A 16,574-nucleotide genomic window follows, 5' to 3' on the forward strand; every position below is an offset into this window, starting at 1 on the left:
CTACGACGTACGAACAGACGACCCTGACCCTCTCTTGAGGGTCAGAGCCCTTTCAGGCAGGTGACGGGCCACCACCCCACGGGCCGTCCTCCCCGGAAGGCAGGCCTCCCATGAGGGGTCACCCTCCCGAGGAGCCTGCAGCTCTCCCGATGGAGACCAAAGGCGGAGGGCCTGGGACAGTGGCCACTCGGAGAGGTCGCCCTCCCCAGGAGAGCCCGGCCCCTCTCATGAGGAGCGTGAGGCAGGGAGTGGCCCCGCCCTGACAGCGACTGCCCAAGGCGGAGCGACCCAGAAGAAGGGTGTTACTTGGGCTGGAAGCGGATGCCGCCGTCGAAGCGGATCGTCTCCGCGTTCATGTAGTCGTTCTCCACCAGCGACCGCACCAGGTGCGCGAACTCCGACGCCTGCCCCATCCGCTTCGGGAACACCACCGGCGCCACCAGCTTCGCCTTGAACTCCGCCGCGTTCTCGTTGAACCCGTAGATCGGCGTGTCGATGATCCCCGGGCAGATCGTGTTGACCCGTACCCCGATCGCCGCCAGGTCACGAGCCGCGGGAACGGTCATCCCCACGATGCCCCCCTTGGAGGCCGAGTAAGCGATCTGCCCCGTCTGCCCCTCAAGGGCAGCCACGGAGGCGGTGTTGATGACCACGCCCCGGTGACCGTCCTCGGAGACCGGGTCGGTCTTGGCGATCGCGGCGGCGGCCAGGCGCATCAGGTTGAAGGTCCCGATCAGGTTGACCTCGATGACCTTCTTGTAGCGCCCCAGGTCGTGCGGCGCGCCGTCGCGGTTGAGCGTGCGCTCGGCCCAGCCGATCCCGGCGCTGTTGACGACCACCCTGAGCGGCTTGCCGGTCGCGACGGCCGCGTCCACGGCCGCCTGCACCTGCTCCTCGTCCGACACGTCCGTCTTGACGAAGACGCCGCCGAGCTCGTCGGCCAGGGCCTTGCCCTTCTCCTCGTTCAGGTCGGCGATGACCACGGTCGCGCCGACCCTGGCCAGCTCGCGAGCCGTGGCCTCGCCGAGGCCGCTCGCACCGCCGGAGACAATCGCTGCTGCACCATTCACGTCCATGGACAGCGAGTCTATGGCGGGAACCGAATGAAGTTCTACTCGGGGTGGGTTAAATCTCACCCACGGCGCTGTCCACATCCGCATAGACCTTGATGCGCCGGTCGAGCCCCGTGGTGCGCAGGATCCTGGCCACCGGGGCCTGCGGCGCGGCGAGCGACACGCAGCCGCCCTCGCCGGTCGCCAGCCGCCACGCCTCGATGAGCACGGACAGCCCGCTGGAGTCCATGAACGACAGCGCCTGCAGGTCGAGCACCAGCCTGGCGCCGTCCTGCTTGATCGCGTCGCGGACCTCGTCGCGGAGGAAAGGTGCGGTGAACAGATCGAGTTCGCCCTCGACCGCCACGATCACGGCATCACCCATGGCATGCCGTGCAAGGCGCAGCTTCATTGTTCGGCCCCTCCTCCGATGAGCCACTGTACTTCGACATCCCCGAATACCGAGCACGCACAATCTACGATCAAGGACATGGAGGTACGGCTGCCGCACGCGAACGTGAGCCCGGTCAAGGCGGTGATGCGCCGGGTCGTGTGGGCGGGCGCGGCGTTGCTGGCGGTGTTTCTCCTGGTAGCGGTGGATCTGGGCGGGTATCGCGACAGCTATGACGGCTCGGTCAACCTGCTCGACGCCCTCTACTACGCCACGGTGACGGTCTCGACGACGGGGTACGGCGACATCACCCCGGTGTCGCCCCTCGCCAGGGCGGTCAACATCTTCGCCGTCACCCCGCTGCGCATCGTCTTCCTCGTCATTCTCGTCGGCACGACGCTCGAGGTGCTGACCCAGCGCACCCGCGACCACATCATGATCGGACGCTGGAGGTCCAGGTTGCACGACCACACGGTGATCGTCGGCTACGGCACCAAGGGCCGGGCGGCCACCCGCACGCTCCTGGAGAACGAGCGGTCCAAGGAGTCCATCGTGATCGTGGACCCGCGCCCCGAGGCGATCGAGGAGGCCAACGCGGACGGCTTCACCGGCGTCGTTGGCGACGCGACCCGCAGCGACGTGCTCCAGCGCGCCGGGCTCCGCACGGCCAAGGAGGTCATCATCGCCACCCAGCGCGACGACACGACCGCCCTGGTCACCCTGACCAGCCGCCAGCTCAACGCCACCGCCACCATCGTGGCCGCGGTCAGGGAGGCGGAGAACGACCCGCTGGTACGGCAGAGCGGCGCGAACGTCGTCATCACCTCCTCCGATGCGGCGGGCCGCATGCTCGGCGTGGCGACGCAGAGCCCGGCGGTCAGCGCCCTCATCGAGGACTTCCTGGTGTACGGCAGCGGCCTCGACCTCTACGAGCGCGACGTGGAGGCCGACGAGGTCGGCAGGGGCGTGCGCGAGTGCGGCGAGGTCGTGGTGGCCGTGGTGCGCGACGGTGAGGTCATGACGTACGCCGATCCCCGGATCACCAGCCTCAGGAGGGGAGACCGGGTGGTCGTGATCCACGTCCCCCAGCCTCAGGTATAGCGAAGCCGTACGGGAGCTCCAGCCTGTGCCTGGACAGCAGCTCAGGGTCGGCGAGAAGCGAGCGGGTCGGGCCGTCGGCCGCGATGACGCCGTCGGAGAGGATCAGCGACCGCTCGCACAGCTCCAGCGCGTAGGGCAGGTCGTGGGTGACCATCAGCACGGTCACGTCGAGCGAGCGCAGGATCTCGGCCAGCTCCCTGCGCGCCGCCGGGTCGAGGTTGGAGGAGGGCTCGTCGAGCACGAGGATCTCCGGCTCCATCACCAGCACGGTCGCGACGGCGACGCGCCTGCGCTGGCCGAACGACAGGTGGTGCGGCGGCCGGTCGGCGAACTCCAGCATGCCGACGCGGTCGAGCGCGTCCTTGACCCGGCGCTCCAGCTCCTCGCCCCTGACGCCGGAGTTGGCCGGGCCGAAGGCGACGTCGTCGCGCACGGTCGGCATGAACAGCTGGTCGTCCGGGTCCTGGAAGACGAGGCCGACGCGCTGCCTGATCTCCTTGAGCGTGTCCTTGCGCACGGGCGTCCCGGCGACGGACACCGTTCCGTGCCCGGCGGTGAGGATGCCGTTGAGGTGCATGACCAGGGTCGTCTTCCCGGCGCCGTTGGGGCCGAGCAACGCGACCCGCTCGCCCCTGCCGATCGACAGGTCCACGCCGAACAGCGCCTGCGTCCCGTCGGGGTAGGCGTAGGCGAGGTCGCTGACCTCGAGAGACTTCACCAGACCACTCCTAGTACGGCCAGCGCCAGGACGGGCAGCGCCCCGGCGGTCGCCCACTGCTTGGCGGACGCCGATATCTCTCCCATTATCGGCATCTGCCCGGAGTAGCCGCGGCTGAGCATCGCCAGATGCACCCGCTCGCCCCGCTCGTAGGAGCGGATGAACAGCGCGCCGGCCGACCGCGCGATGACCGGTGCCTGGCGCAGGTCGCGGGCGACGAAGCCGCGCGACTCCCTGGCCACCCGCATGCGGCGCATCTCGTCCACGATCACGTCCATGTAGCGCAGCATGAACGTGGCGATCTGCACCAGCAGCGCGGGCAGCCGCAGCCGCTGCGCGCCGAGCAGCATGGCCCTGGGCTCGGTCGTCGAGGCCAGCAGGATCGAGGCGATGACGCCCAGGGTGGCCTTGGCCAGGATGTTCCACCCGGCCCAGAGCCCGGCCACGCTGAGCGACACCCCGAGGAACTCCGTGCGCTCCCCCAGCCCGATGAACGGGATCACCAGCGCGAAGACCACGAACGGCAGCTCGATCACCATGCGCCGGAGGATCCCGGCGAGAGGCACCCGGGCCAGGATGGCAACACATCCAAGAATCGCCAGATACGCGCCGAACGCCCAGAACGCCGCGCGAGGCGTGGCCACCACCACGATGGCGAACGCGGCCACCGCCACCAGCTTGCACTGCGGCGGCAGCCGGTGGACGACGGTGTCGCCCGGCTGGAAGAGCCTGTGGTGGTGGCCCGCGCTCACGCCGTCACCCGGCTGTCGCCTTTGCGCCGCCGTACGAGAAGGAACAGGCCGCCGCCGACGCCCAGCGTCACGCCGACGCCGATGAGACCGGCCAGACCGCCGGACAGCCGCTCGTCGGACACGCCCTTGACGCCGTAGTCGGCCAGCGGCGAGTCGGCGGTGACCGAGTCCTGCGCCACGTGGCTGAAGCCGTGCGTCTCGGCGACCGCCTCCAGACCGTCGGGGTTGGACGAGGCGTAGAAGCTGACGAACCCGGCCAGCAGGGCGGCGACCACGATGCCGCCGAGCACGAACTTGCCGGGACGGGCGGGGGCAGGAGCCTCCTGCGACGGCTCGACCAGGCGCTCGCCGTCCGCGCCGCGGAGCACGAGCCGGCGCTTCAGCCCGCGCGCGCCGTACACGAGGTCGGGACGGACGGCCAGCACCGTGCTGACGGTCACGGCCGTGATGAGCGCCTCGCCGATGCCGATCAGCACGTGCACGCCGCCCATGGCGGCCGCGACGGTCGCCGGGTCGATGGGCGCGGTGCCGCCGGCCCAGAACAGCACCGAGAAGATGACCGCGCAGGCCGGGACCGACACGACCGCGCCGACGAAGGCCGAGGCGGCGATGCCGAAGCTGGTCTTGGGCAGCACCTTCGAGAGAGCCTTGAACAGCGCCCAGCCGACCACGACCGTGACGATGCCCATCAGCGAGATGTTGATGCCCAGCGCCGTGATGCCGCCGTCGGCGAAGAAGAACGCCTGGACGAGCAGCACCACGGCCATGCAGAGGATCGCCGTATAAGGCCCGACGAGGACCGCGGCGAGCGTGCCGCCGAGCAGGTGGCCGCTGGTCCCTGCGGCGACGGGGAAGTTGAGCATCTGGACCGCGAAGATGAACGCGGCGACGAGCCCGGCCATGGGAGCCGTGCGGTCGTCCAGTTCCCTGCGGGCGCCGCGGAGGGAGACGGCGACGCCTGCGGCTGCGACGACGCCCATGGAAGCGGATACGGCGACGTTGAAGAAGCCATCAGGTACATGCACACACATACCTTAGGACATGAGATTGCACCTGCAAATAGGTGGCAATTAGCGAAGGAGCCGTCGAAGCACCCCGCGCGGGGTCAGTCGCCGCACCACGGTACTCAACCGTCCCTTGCCCGCCGTCGCGTAGGGGCGCACGCTCCGCAGCATCGCGCCCTGCCACCACTTGCGCGGCGCGGCCACGGTGTCGGAGTCCGCCTCGACCCTGAAGCGCGCGGGCGGGCCGCCCAGCTCCAGCTCCAGGTAGGCGTCCCAGGTGCCGGGCGCGAAGCGGCCGACCGCTGGACGCGCGACGAAGACGCCGCCGGGCAGCGACACGACCCGCTCGGCGCGCTCGCTGCCGGAGTTGCGCTCCCGCCAGACCAGCCTGCGCACCGAAGCGGCCGCGGGAATCGCCCCGCCGACCGTGATCTCGCCGTCGATGACCAGGCGCTGCCCGATCGCCCACCGCGTCCTGGTCAGCCGTACGGTGCCCGGCACGCTCAGCACGTGCCCGCCCAGGTCGAGGCTGAGGTTGCCGCCCGACCTGGTGAAGTACGGCAGGGCCACCACGGTGCCGATGAGCCGCGGCGCCGGCCTGGTGATGCCGCCGTCGCGGTCGGCGCCGAGCCTGCCCAGCCGGGTGACGCCCTCGAAGTCGATCGACACGTGCATGTCCCACACGCCCGAGACCAGCTCGGGCACCTCGACGCGGGCGGTGAACCGCTCCCCCTGGCAGTCCGCCGGTACGACGTGCTCCAGGGCCGCGTCGTGCCTGGCCCGCAGGACGATGGAGACGCCCTGGTGGTCGTCCATGCCTTCGAGCGAGGCGACGCCGGTGACCAGCAGGTCGTCGCCGTCCCAGCGCAGGCCGGTCAGCCTGCGGTGCACGGTGGCCGCCTCGATGTCGGCCAGCCGTACGAGCCTCTCGACGTCGCCGAGGGCGGCCAGGCGCTGCCGGTCGGTCGTGGTGAGGCGCTCGCGCACGCCGGGGGTCAGCCACTCGTCGCACAGCGCGGCGACCTCGGCCGCGATGTCCTTGCGCTGGACCTCGTCGGCCTCCAGGAACGGCTGGCCGAGCTGGGCGAACGCGTCGAGCCTGAAATGGCGCCGGAGCAGGTGGTCGCGGAGCGGGCCAGGCTCGACGTGCTCGGCCATCAGCGCGATCGGCTCCCTGATCATGGTGAGCCAGGCGATGGGGTCGCGGCTGCCCTGCTGCTGCATGATGCTGCTGCCGTCCGGCCTGGCGACCAGGTGGTAGCAGTCGTAGTCGGCCATGACCGAGATCGTGCGCGCGTGGCAGTAGGCGTGCACGCTGAACAGGATGTCCTCGCCGATCGGGCGCTCGGTGCCGAACCTGATCGCGTGCCGTTCCAGCATCTCCCTGCGGTAGAGCTTGAAGCAGCTCAGGCTGTTGTAGACGGCGCTGTCGCCCAGGGAGACGCGGTCGGCGCTGCGCTGGAACATCGACAGCGGCGCCCGGCGCCCGTGCCCCACGATCTTGCCGAGCACGATGTCGGACTCGTTGCGGTCGGCCATGGCGACCATACGTTCGAGCGCTTCCGCCCCGAGGTAGTCGTCGGCGTCGCAGAAGAAGACGTAACGCCCCGTAGCGTGCTCCAGGCCGATGTTACGCGGAGTGCCCGCGCCGCCCGAGTGCTCGGTGTGGACGACCTTGACAACGCCCCTGTGGTAGTCGGCGTAGAGGTCGAGCAGCTCCGAGCTGCCGTCGGTCGAGCCGTCGTCGACGACGACGATCTCTTTTTTGACACGTTGGATGAGCCCTGATGTCAGGCTTCTGTCAAGATACGGCTTGCAGTTGTGGACAGGTATGACGACGCTGACGTCGACAGCGTCGTCGTCGCGCCCCGTTGTCGATCCAGCCACAGCCGCGCCCCTCAGCCGTCACGTTCCGCTTGCATTCCGTTTCAGTATGTGACGACCGCGCTCCGTAATGTGGCCGATCCGAAGTCTTGGTGTCAGCCTTTTCAACCAGACCGAGATAGCCCGAAATATCATCCTTCCTGGAGCAATGACCGAGTTGTCAGGCACCGAATCCCGTTCAGGGATCGTGTTTTCCCACCCGGGGGAGAAGAACCAACCCGCAGGGGACAGTGCCCTACCCCCGCGCCTCCTACGTGATCCGACCGAGAGGGCCACGCGTCTACACTCAGCAAACCTTGACCGGGGAGGTGGGCGGAAAATGGGTACTGATCTCCGTCGGCAGTGGGCCGTGCTCTCTGCCGAGTCCATCGTGACCTCAGCGCGCCTTCTGGAGCTCCGCGAGTGCTCCGCACTGCTCCGCCGTACGCGGATGAGAGCTGAGGAAATCGTGGCCGATGCCCGCGCCATGCTGGCCGAGGCGGAGAGGGACGGTGACGACGCCCGTGTGCTGGCGCTCAACACGCAACTCGGCGAGGCGACGTCCGCCTACAGGAAGATCCTTCTGGCGTACGTCACGATCGTCCGCAAAATCAACGAGGAGCGGCGGTCGATCCTCTCTTGTCAGGGTAAGCCTGACGGACCTATTGTCAGGTCATGCCTGACAACCTCCGCTGTTCCTTCTGCGCAAAGGCGAGCGACGACGTAGCCAAGCTCATCGCCGGGCCCGGCGTGTTCATCTGCAACGAATGCGTCGGCCTGTGCGCCGAGATCCTCGAGTCCCAGCTCGCGGCGCCGCGCGTGCCGATCCGCGACTCCATGACCGACGAGCAGATCCTCGAGCACCTGCCGCGGGTCACAGCCGTCCAGAAGCAGGTCGACGACGACCTCCACGAGTGGGTGGCCGCCCTGCGCACCCGCGACGTCAGCTGGGAGCGCATCGGCGCCGCCCTGGGGATGACCCGCCAGTCAGCCTGGGAAAGGTTCAAGTAGGGCGGCCCGCGGAGTAAACCAGTGTGACGGTTGAGGCGTCTCCTTCGGCAGGGAGGCCCACGATGACCGTCTTAGATGGGCTCACAGCGCCCGATCTCGTCGAGCTCCAGATGGAGCTCCTCCTGGTCGCCACGCTGCATGAGGAGGCGGAACGGCTAGCCGCCGAGTGAAGTCGGGCTCCAGCTCCCAGGCCGCACCTGGGAGCTGGAGCAGGGGGACGGCTCAGTAACCGCCGCCCGGGTCGTACGGGTCGCCGCCCGGGTTGTAGGGGTCAGTCGTCATGGAGTGGCTCCTGGCGAGCTGCCCGCGGATGGCGCCGTTGGGGTACTTGTCGTTGTGAACGTTCGCGTAGTACCGAGCGGGGTGCCGCGCGATGCCCCGCAGCTCCGCCCAGGTAAGCGTGGTCATGGCGTTGTCTGCCGTCTGGTGACGAACGGCCTTGATGCAGCCGCTGGCCCGCCCGTGCGTGGGCGCCTTCAACGCGATGACGATCGGACCGGCCACCCCGGCCGGCCCCTTGTGGATGTGCGCCGCCGTGGCGGGTTCGATGCGCTTGGCGGTGATGACGTAGCAGAGGTGCCACCTGCTGACCTTCCAGGTGAACCAGCCCCGCCCGTCAGGGTCGCCGGGGCCGGGCACTTCCTGCGCCCCGGTCATCTTGATGGTCCTGGCGTGAGGGTGGTTCGCCGTCGGGGCGGCCGAGGCCGCACCGGCGCCGAACACGACCGCCGCTGCCGCTACAGCCGCGACGGCCAGGGGTCTGCGCATGGGACTCTTTCCTTTCCCATCGACACTGTGCCTCCCCCACGCACGGATCCCGGCGCCCGGCTGGTTCACCCCGATAGGTGATCCGCACTCTCCGGTAAGCCGTCTTACCGGTCGAGCCCCTTCTCCACGGCGGCGATGATCTGGGGACGCAGCTCGGCGCAGCTGATGATCGCGTCCACCGAGCCGACGTCGACGGCGCGCTGGATGCTGTGCACCCGGTCGAACTCGGTGGCCACCTCGGTCAGCTTCTCCGCCCGTACGGACGACCGCAGCTCGGCCATCTCGGCGGCCAGCGCCCCGCGCCGGGCGGCGGGCGCCTCGGCGAGGCGCGCGGCGAGCTCGCGCACCCGCGGGTCGTTGCCTGTCCGCTTGTCGACGTCGCGGGCGAAGACAGCGGCGGCCGCAGGAGCCCCGCCGAGCACCGAGGCGAACGACCCCTCGACGGCGAGCACCGTCATGTTCGGGTTGAGCGCCTTGGAGAACACCACGAACGCGCCGCCGTGGTAGCGCGAGATCACGCAGAACACGATGGGCCCGTCGAAGTTCACCACGGCGCGCCCGATCTCCGCACCGTACTCCAGCTGCAGCTTGCGCATCGACTCCGGCGACCCGTCGAACCCCGACAGATTGGCCAGCACCACCAGCGGCCGGTTCCCGCTGGCCGCGTTGATCGCCCGCGCCGCCTTCTTCGACGACCGCGGGAACAGGGTGCCCGCGGTGTAGGTGTCCGGGCCGTCGGTGGGCGGGAACCCGCGCCGCGGCACGGATCGCGACTCGATGCCCAGCAGGCACACGGGCCGCCCGCCGAGGTGCACGTCCTGGACCACGGCGGTGTCCGCGTCGGCCATGGCCGCCCAGCGCTCCAGCACCGGGTGGTCCTGGTCGGACACGGCGCGCATGACCGTCCGGATGTCGAACGGCTTCTTGCGGTCCGGGTTGAACTCGGCGGAGAAGATCTGGCCGACGTTCGTGAAGTCGCTGTCCGGCGCCGAGTGCGGGAACACCGACACGTCCCGGTCCACGGGGTCGCCGGTGACCGACTTGCGCGGCCTGCTCTCCCCCGGCGCGATGTAGGTGTGGTCGTAGTGCGACATCAGGACTTCCCGCGCCCCGCGCAGGTCAGGCGCCCAGTACTGCGCCTGGCCGTTCGGTCCCATGATCCGGTCGTAGCCGCCGATGCCGTGGTTGTCCTCGGCCGACACGCCGCCGGAGAAGTCGAGCGCCTGCTTGCCGGTCAGCACCATCGCCGAGTCCGGCGTCATCACCAGGATGCCCTTGGTGTGCATGAGCATCGTGGCCTCGGCGTTCCAGTACGGCTGCGCGCCGACGTTGATGCCGGCCACCACGATGTTGATCTCGCCGCCGCCCTGGGTGAAGGTCACGATGCGCTTCAGCGCGGCGGCCACCCAGTCCATGTTCTCCGTACCGGACGACATGGACACGCGGGCGCCCGCCGAGATCGCGAACCACTCCAGCGGCACCCGCATCTCCTCGGCCAGGTCGAGCGCGGCGATCACCCGCGCGCACTCCGGCTCTGACAGCGCGCCCAGCGCCTTCGTCGGGTCGCCGAGCAGCACGACGCGCGTCATGCCGTCGGGGTGGCGCGGCGTGGGCGTGCTGACCACGCCGGCGACCAGCGCCGCGGTGTTGCGCCCCTTGGGCCGCTCCACCGGCGCCAGCTTGCCGCCCTCGTCCAGGTCGTACTCGGTGAACGAGCCGGACGGCCCGGCCAGCATGCCGGTCAGCTCGTACGGGTAGTGCGTGCCGCGGCTCTGCGCGCGCAGCACCTCCTGGCGGTAGTCGTCCAGCGGCTCGACGGGCTCGGTCGGCGGCGCCACGATGGACAGCTGCATCCCGGTGCCCGCGTCGTAGCCGATGCGGACGGCGATGTCCATGAGCTCGCCCGTGGCCGGGTCGCGCCGCCTGCCGAGGAAGAGCACCTCCTCCAGGCCCGCGCCCGCCGTCGTCGGCAGCACGCGCTTCACCACCGTGTTCAGGTCGGCCGACCCGAGGTCGGTCGGCGGCCACACGTAGATGACGATCCGGTTGGTGGCCGACGTCTTCGCGCCGGGCTGCTTGGCCCTGCGGATCGCGTCGAGGCAGGTGGACAGGATGTCCTCGGCGGCGGGCAGCGCCACGAGCCTGCCCTCGTCGTCGCGCAGTGGCGTCAGGTCGCGCACCTGGCCGAGCGCGACGAGCCGCTCGTCCGACGGGTTCTGCCTGGCCGTGGCGCGGAAGAGGTAGACCTCCTCGTCCGGCGCGGGCAGCCGGGTGAGGTCGAAGTCGCGCAGCCGTTCGAGCTGCATCCGCTCCGCGATGCGGGGGTGCAGGCCGCGCAGCAGGCGCTCCTCGGTGAAGCCGTCCGGCGTGTGGCGGAAGGTGAAGTGGTGGTGCATCACGGCGCCGCTCTTACCTGCGACGGTCGTGGTGATGCGGCTGATCCGGTGCGACGGCTGCTGCGCTGCCAGGACCTCGCGCAGGCTCGCGGCCATCTCGTCCGGGTCGCTCGGGGCGTCCGCCCAGGTCAGGTAGACGTCGGCGACCAGCTCGCCGTCGCCGGCGAACCCGTCGACGGCCTTGACGGCCCCGGCCAGCATGGGGAAGTCGAGCGTCGTGGCCACCACCCGGCCGGAACCGGACTCCGCCACGACGAACGTGCTGCCCTCCGACCTGATCACCCGGATGTCGCCCAGGGCGCGGTTGCCGTAGTAGCGGCGGCTGAGCACCTCCAGCAGCGGCGCGGGGTCCGCGCCTTCGAGGCCGACCCGCTGGCCGACCAGCCGCACGAGCGGCTCGGGGCTGGCGACCATGGCGGAGATCCGCTCGGCGCGGTCCGGCGCGTCCGGGTGCTGGTCGAGGTGGCGCAGGTGCTTGCGCACGGTCGCGTAGACGTTGGCCCGGGTACGGCGGAGCAACGGCTGGGCGAACCACGCGAAGACGACGCCGCGCGCCAGGTCGGCCACGGCGGGGAACCGTACCTGGGTGGCGGAGACCAGGTGCTCCAGCGCGAGGCCGACCGTCACGCGGTCCGCCTCGGCGGGCGGCGCCTCCTTGACCCACTGGCGCAGCAGCGTCGAGACCACGGTCACGTCGCTGGAGGCGCGCTGCTGGGCGAGGAAGATGCGGAAGACCGCGTCCTCCAGCTCCGCCGTACGGTCCAGGCTCTCCACTCCGTAGCGGGACAGCACGTGCTTGAGCCGCTGCTGGAAGCTCTCCGGCAGCCCGGCCCGCTCCGGGTCGAGGAACTGCAGGTAGGTGTGGAAATACTCGCGCGGGCTGCGCACCGAGGAGGTCTCCTCCTCGCCAGCCGGCCTGTTGCGGCTCAGCTCGCTCAGGTCGGCGAAGACCTGCAGCAGCTCGACCTCCTCGATGAGCGGGGCGCGATCCGCGAGGTAGGCCGCCAGCAGGCGCTTCTCGTCCTGCGCGTCGACGTCGAAGCCCAGGAGGAGGCTGCGCAGGTCCTGCAGACCCCGGACCGGAGGCTCGGGGCCCAGGTCGAGCTCGACTTCCTTCGCCTCGTCAGCGGGACCTGCCGCCTCGTCGCCGTCGCCCAGCGGCTCCAGGCGCAGCAGGCGGGCGCCCGCCTCGACCTGGCTGCCGACCGACACGGCCAGCTCCCGCACGCGGCCGCGGAACGGCGCGCGCAGCACGGTCTCCATCTTCATGCTCTCGACCACGAGCAGCGGCGCGCCCGCCTCGACCTCGTCGCCCACCTGCAGCGGCGTGGCCACCACGAGCGCGGGGACGGGTGAGCGCACGACGCCGCCCTCGTCGCGGCTGATGCGGTGGGTGATGCCGTCGACCTCGACCAGGTGGATCGGGCCGTGCGTGCTCGTGACGACCTTGAAGCGCACGCCGTTCACGGTGAGCTGGCCGCTGTGCTCGTCGAACTGCTCGATGTCGACGTCGGCGCTCTGCTCGCCGACGCTGATGCGGAAGCGGTGTCCCCCGGTGCGGGCGACCTGGACGCGGTAACCGACGTCGCGGAGCTTGAGCTCCAGCGCCCGTCCGCTCTCGTGCTGCGACTGCGGGCGGCCACCGTGCGCGGCGGTCAGGAACCGCTGGCGGGTCACGGCCTCCTCGTCCTCGTAGGCCTCGATGGCCGCGGCGATCAGCGCGATCGCGGAGTGCTGGTGCGAGGTGAGAGCGCCCTCGGCGCGCACCCGGTCGATCCAGCCGGTGTCGGCCGAACCGTCGATGACCGCCGGCTCGTCGAGCAGGAGGCGGATGAAGCTCTTGTTCGTCACGCCGCCCTCGATGATGACGGTCGTCTGCGCCATCGCGCGGCGCAGGCGGGCCAGCGCCTCCGCGCGGTCGCGGCCGTGCGCGATGATCTTGGCGATCATCGAGTCGAAGTCGGCGGGGATCGTGTCGCCCTCGCTGAACCCGGTGTCCACCCGGATGCCCGGCCCACTCGGCAGCGCCAGCCGCGCGATCCGGCCGGGCGAGGGGGCGAAGTCACGGTCGGGGTCCTCGGCGTTGAGCCGCGCCTCGACGGCGTGCCCCCACTCCTCCGGGGCCTCGCCGTCCAGCTTGCCGCCCGCCGCGACGTGCAGCTGGGCCTTCACCAGGTCGACGCCCGTGGTGATCTCGGTGATCGGGTGCTCGACCTGGAGGCGGGTGTTGACCTCCAGGAACGCGAACAGCCGCTCCTGCGGGTGGTAGAGGAACTCGACCGTGCCCGCGCCCTTGTAGTCGACGGCGAGCACGAGCCGCTCGGCGGCCGCCTTCAGCTCGGCAACCTGCTTGGGGTCGAGGACCGGGGAGGCGGACTCCTCGATGATCTTCTGGTTGCGCCGCTGGACGGAGCAGTCGCGCACGCCCAGCGCCCACGCGGTGCCCTGGCCGTCCGCGATGACCTGCACCTCGACGTGCCTGGCGCCGGTCACGAGGCGCTCCAGGAACACCACGCCGCTGCCGAACGCGCGCTGGGCCTCCCTGCGGGTCAGCTCGTACGCCTGGGCCAGCTCGTCGGCGTTGGAGATCATCCGGATGCCCCGGCCGCCGCCGCCCGCCGTCGCCTTCAGCATCAGCGGGTAGCCGATCCTTTCGGCCGCCGCCAGCGCCTCCTCCAGCGTCTCCACCGGGCCGCGGCTCCACGGCGCGACCGGGACGCCGACCTCCTCCGCGATCAGCTTCGAGCCGATCTTGTCGCCGAGCTTGCGCATCGCCTCGGAGCTGGGGCCGACGAACGTCACGCCGATCTCGGCGCACAGGTCGGCGAACGCCGGATCCTCGGCCACGAAGCCCCAGCCGACCCAGGCGGCGTCGGCTCCGGTCTCCAGCAGCGCCTTCCTGAGGACGGCGTGGTCAAGGTAGGGGCGGTCGGCGGCGAGCCCGAGATCGTAGGCGAGGTCCGCCTCGCGCACGAACGTGGCCGTGCGGTCGGAGTCCGTGTAGAGCGCCACGGTCTCGATCCGCGTTCCGGTCTCTGCGGCTAGATCCCGGACGGCGTTGATGAGCCGCATGGCGGCTTCGCCACGGTTGACGACGGCGACACGACTGAACACTTAGCGGGCCTCTCAGAAGACGGTGACACGGCGATCGTTCCCGATACTTCCGGCTGCGCGGCGGGTACCGTAATGGCGCTGACTCAGCGTGCTTCGCGGCCAAGGTTGTGGGGATCGCACAAAACACGGTACTCAACAGATCCTCAACACGGTCTCAGCAACCCTCTCCTTAGCGTCCATCGTATGAACGATGCTTTGGGGCGCCTGCTCTCCGAATGGTCCGCCGCGACCGGGACGACCGTGGAGACCTGGGCTCTGCCCCGCCATGACCTGGCGCCGGAGGCGGCAGAGACGATCATGGCTACGCTGCGCCAGGTGCTGGCGGACATTTCCTTGTACGGCGGGGCGGAGCGGGTGTCCGTGGCGATCACCTCTGATGTGCGGGGGGTGCATGTGACGTTGAGCACGCAGAGCGCGGGGGCGATCCGGCACGACACGGAGCGATTACGCGCCCGGTTCACCCGGTTGGGCGGCGCCATGTCGATGAACCACGTGAACGGCGAAGGCATCACCCTCTCCGCCACCCTCCCCGCCCACTGACCCCTCCACGGCTGGAGTGCCTGGGGAGACACCCGCTCGACCCGTAAGGCTTGTCCCCCGCGCGGCGATGATCCCGTCCGCAGACGCCACCGGAGTTCTGGGGCGAGGCTTGTCCCCCGCGCGGGGGTGATCCGGTCACCTCGCGCCAAACCTCGATGACCTCCCCAACGGGGTGACGTGCGCCCGGCCCGCCCGGCTCTCTGACCCGTCGCGCGGGGGGGTGATGTCCTCCCTCGTCGGGGGTCGCAGCACATCAGAGCGCCCACATCACCCCTCCGCGTGCTTGGAAGCCGGGCTCTCCGGAGAGCAGGGGCCTCCGGAGGGCCCGGTTCCCCGTTTCTGTCGCCGCAGTGCTCTAGTGTCCCGTGCAATTGATCAAGCCCGGCAAATCTGGAGATGCGCGGACATGACCTACCTCGAGCTGTCTGAGGACGGCGGCGGATCGCACAAGTTCTACGAGGTGACCGTAGCGGGCACGCAGGTCACGATCACCTACGGACGCATCGGCGAGACCGGCCAGACCAAGGTCACCGCCTTCCCCACCGAGGCGAAAGCCCAAGCAGCCGCCACCAAGAAGCTCGCCGAGAAAAGCCGCAAAGGCTACGCCCCCGCCGTACGAGGAGTGCGCGCCCGCAGGGCCGTCACCCACAGAACCATCGCCAGCACCCGCTCCACCGCACAACAGGCCCCCGTCCTGTGGCGCTTCGACAGCGGCGCCGCCGCGTTCGGCATCTTCGTGGACGGCGAGCGCTGCTGGGTCGGCAACCAGCGCGGCGACGTCTACACCGTCTCCCACTCAGGCACCGTGACCAGCCGCTTCCGCCTCCCCGACGGCGTCAAGTGCATCGTCGCCGACGACTTCTGGATCTACGCGGGCTGCGACGACGGCCGCGTGTACGACCTGAGCGGCAAGATCCCCAGGTCCGCCTACGAGATCGCCGCAGACGTGGACATCTACTGGCTCGACATCCACGACGGCGTCCTCGGCGTCTCCGACCGCGCGGGCCGGATCACCACGATCGACTACGAGGACGAGTTCCAGTGGGCTCGCACCGGCGCCGGGGACTCCGCCTGGATGGTCAGGTGCGACGAGGACGCGATCTACCACGGCCACTCCGGCGGCGTCGCCCGCTACTCCCTGGACGGCACGCCCGTCTGGGAGAACAAGGTCGCCGGCGACGTGCTGTTCGGGTGGCAGGAGGAGCATTCCGTCTATGCCGGTACGGCCCGCCGTACCGTGCACCGCCTCGCCAAGGGCGACGGCCGCGTGGAAGCGGTCTACCAGTGCGACGGCGCCGTCTACTCCTGCGCCACCTCGCCCGGCGGCCGCCACGTCTTCGCCGGCGACAACCACTCGTCCGTCTACTGCTTCGACGCCTCGGGCGAGCGGCTGTGGAAGTTGTCGACCGGTTGCGGCTCGGCGTTCTCCATGCAGTTCCTGGACGACCGCCTCTACATCGTCACCACGGACGGCTCGCTGGCCTGCATCGACGCCAGCGAGGCGGCCATCGCCGCAGCGCGCGCGGGCACCGTACCCCAGCGTATGGACGTCAAGGCAGCCGCCTCCCTGGAGGTGATCGAGCCGTCCACGACGCTGGAAACCGTGGTCGAGACGGGCGACGGCGTCGTGGTGGAGTGCGTGCGCGAGGGCGAACGGCTGCGCGTGCGCGTGGTGACGCCGGGCTACGAGTCCTGGAACGTCCAGTTCCCGAAGGGCGTGCGCGAGGCGGGCGCCCGCTACGTGGTCGAGGGCGTCCGCTCGGCGGGCCGCGGCGGCTTCTACCGCGCCTATGGCGAGATCCGACGCCTCCTCTAGGTATATCCACGCATAGCCGACATGGCGGTCATCAACGATCGTGAGCCC

11 protein-coding genes and 1 pseudogene are annotated in these 16,574 nt (G+C 70.2%); 4 read left to right on the forward strand and 8 right to left on the reverse strand.

Features of this window, described 5'->3' with window-relative positions:
• Positions 1–302: 302 nt before the first annotated feature.
• On the reverse strand, positions 303–1,076 hold the full coding sequence (locus ACIBG8_RS25375) for an SDR family NAD(P)-dependent oxidoreductase (RefSeq protein ID WP_397345405.1): 774 nt from the start codon (positions 1,074–1,076) through the stop codon (positions 303–305).
• A 49-nt stretch (positions 1,077–1,125) separates the two neighbouring features.
• Positions 1,126–1,464: an anti-sigma factor antagonist gene (locus tag ACIBG8_RS25380; RefSeq protein ID WP_397345406.1), complete on the reverse strand. Its 339-nt coding sequence runs from the start codon at positions 1,462–1,464 to the stop codon at positions 1,126–1,128.
• A 78-nt stretch (positions 1,465–1,542) separates the two neighbouring features.
• Between ACIBG8_RS25380 and ACIBG8_RS25385 the strand changes: the two genes are divergently transcribed.
• Complete coding sequence (locus tag ACIBG8_RS25385; protein WP_397345407.1) at positions 1,543–2,544, forward strand: potassium channel family protein; 1,002 nt, start codon at positions 1,543–1,545, stop codon at positions 2,542–2,544.
• On the opposite strand, the gene ACIBG8_RS25390 is transcribed toward ACIBG8_RS25385, so the two are convergent.
• The 4 genes from ACIBG8_RS25390 to ACIBG8_RS25405 are packed head-to-tail and all read right to left on the reverse strand — an operon-like array spanning position 2,492 to position 6,905.
• On the reverse strand, positions 2,492–3,265 hold the full coding sequence (locus ACIBG8_RS25390; RefSeq protein ID WP_397346185.1) for an energy-coupling factor ABC transporter ATP-binding protein: 774 nt from the start codon (positions 3,263–3,265) through the stop codon (positions 2,492–2,494). The two genes, ACIBG8_RS25385 and ACIBG8_RS25390, sit on opposite strands and share 53 nt — an antisense overlap.
• Positions 3,259–4,014, reverse strand: coding sequence for a cobalt ECF transporter T component CbiQ (gene cbiQ, locus ACIBG8_RS25395; RefSeq protein ID WP_397345408.1), 756 nt, complete (start codon positions 4,012–4,014; stop codon positions 3,259–3,261). Before cbiQ ends, ACIBG8_RS25390 begins: the two co-directional genes overlap by 7 nt.
• Positions 4,011–5,039, reverse strand: a complete 1,029-nt coding sequence (locus ACIBG8_RS25400; protein WP_397345409.1) for an energy-coupling factor ABC transporter permease — start codon at positions 5,037–5,039, stop codon at positions 4,011–4,013. Before ACIBG8_RS25400 ends, cbiQ begins: the two co-directional genes overlap by 4 nt.
• Before the next feature lie 45 nt (positions 5,040–5,084).
• Positions 5,085–6,905: a glycosyltransferase family 2 protein gene (locus tag ACIBG8_RS25405; RefSeq protein ID WP_397345410.1), complete on the reverse strand. Its 1,821-nt coding sequence runs from the start codon at positions 6,903–6,905 to the stop codon at positions 5,085–5,087.
• Between the two features lie 651 nt (positions 6,906–7,556).
• Between ACIBG8_RS25405 and ACIBG8_RS25410 the strand changes: the two are divergent.
• A pseudogene (locus tag ACIBG8_RS25410) lies at positions 7,557–7,691 on the forward strand (ClpX C4-type zinc finger protein); the annotation flags it as partial.
• A gap of 423 nt (positions 7,692–8,114) precedes the next feature.
• On the opposite strand, the gene ACIBG8_RS25415 reads toward ACIBG8_RS25410, so the two are convergent.
• Both ACIBG8_RS25415 and ACIBG8_RS25420 read right to left on the reverse strand, forming a co-directional pair.
• Positions 8,115–8,660, reverse strand: coding sequence for a CHRD domain-containing protein (locus ACIBG8_RS25415; RefSeq protein ID WP_397345411.1), 546 nt, complete (start codon positions 8,658–8,660; stop codon positions 8,115–8,117).
• A gap of 104 nt (positions 8,661–8,764) precedes the next feature.
• Positions 8,765–14,170, reverse strand: a complete 5,406-nt coding sequence (locus ACIBG8_RS25420; RefSeq protein WP_397345412.1) for a carboxyl transferase domain-containing protein — start codon at positions 14,168–14,170, stop codon at positions 8,765–8,767.
• A gap of 183 nt (positions 14,171–14,353) precedes the next feature.
• Between ACIBG8_RS25420 and ACIBG8_RS25425 the strand changes: the two genes are divergently transcribed.
• Together ACIBG8_RS25425 and ACIBG8_RS25430 are read left to right on the forward strand one after the other, a co-directional pair.
• Positions 14,354–14,710: a hypothetical protein gene (locus ACIBG8_RS25425; RefSeq protein WP_397345413.1), complete on the forward strand. Its 357-nt coding sequence runs from the start codon at positions 14,354–14,356 to the stop codon at positions 14,708–14,710.
• Positions 14,711–15,116: 406 nt separating this feature from the next.
• Positions 15,117–16,526, forward strand: coding sequence for a WGR domain-containing protein (locus tag ACIBG8_RS25430; RefSeq protein WP_397345414.1), 1,410 nt, complete (start codon positions 15,117–15,119; stop codon positions 16,524–16,526).
• Positions 16,527–16,574 lie beyond the last annotated feature (48 nt).

Origin of the sequence: Nonomuraea sp. NPDC050556 (assembly GCF_044457355.1) — a bacterium.
Lineage (GTDB): Bacteria > Actinomycetota > Actinomycetes > Streptosporangiales > Streptosporangiaceae > Nonomuraea.

Bases quoted from the DNA above. Each gene is read 5' to 3' on its own strand.
- ACIBG8_RS25375 (WP_397345405.1), bottom strand. From the start codon at position 1,076: ATGGACGTGAATGGTGCAGCAGCGATTGTCTCCGGCGGTGCGAGCGGC.
- ACIBG8_RS25380 (WP_397345406.1), bottom strand. From the start codon at position 1,464: ATGAAGCTGCGCCTTGCACGGCATGCCATGGGTGATGCCGTGATCGTG.
- ACIBG8_RS25385 (WP_397345407.1), top strand. From the start codon at position 1,543: ATGGAGGTACGGCTGCCGCACGCGAACGTGAGCCCGGTCAAGGCGGTG.
- ACIBG8_RS25415 (WP_397345411.1), bottom strand. From the start codon at position 8,660: ATGCGCAGACCCCTGGCCGTCGCGGCTGTAGCGGCAGCGGCGGTCGTG.
- ACIBG8_RS25425 (WP_397345413.1), top strand. From the start codon at position 14,354: ATGAACGATGCTTTGGGGCGCCTGCTCTCCGAATGGTCCGCCGCGACC.
- ACIBG8_RS25430 (WP_397345414.1), top strand. From the start codon at position 15,117: ATGACCTACCTCGAGCTGTCTGAGGACGGCGGCGGATCGCACAAGTTC.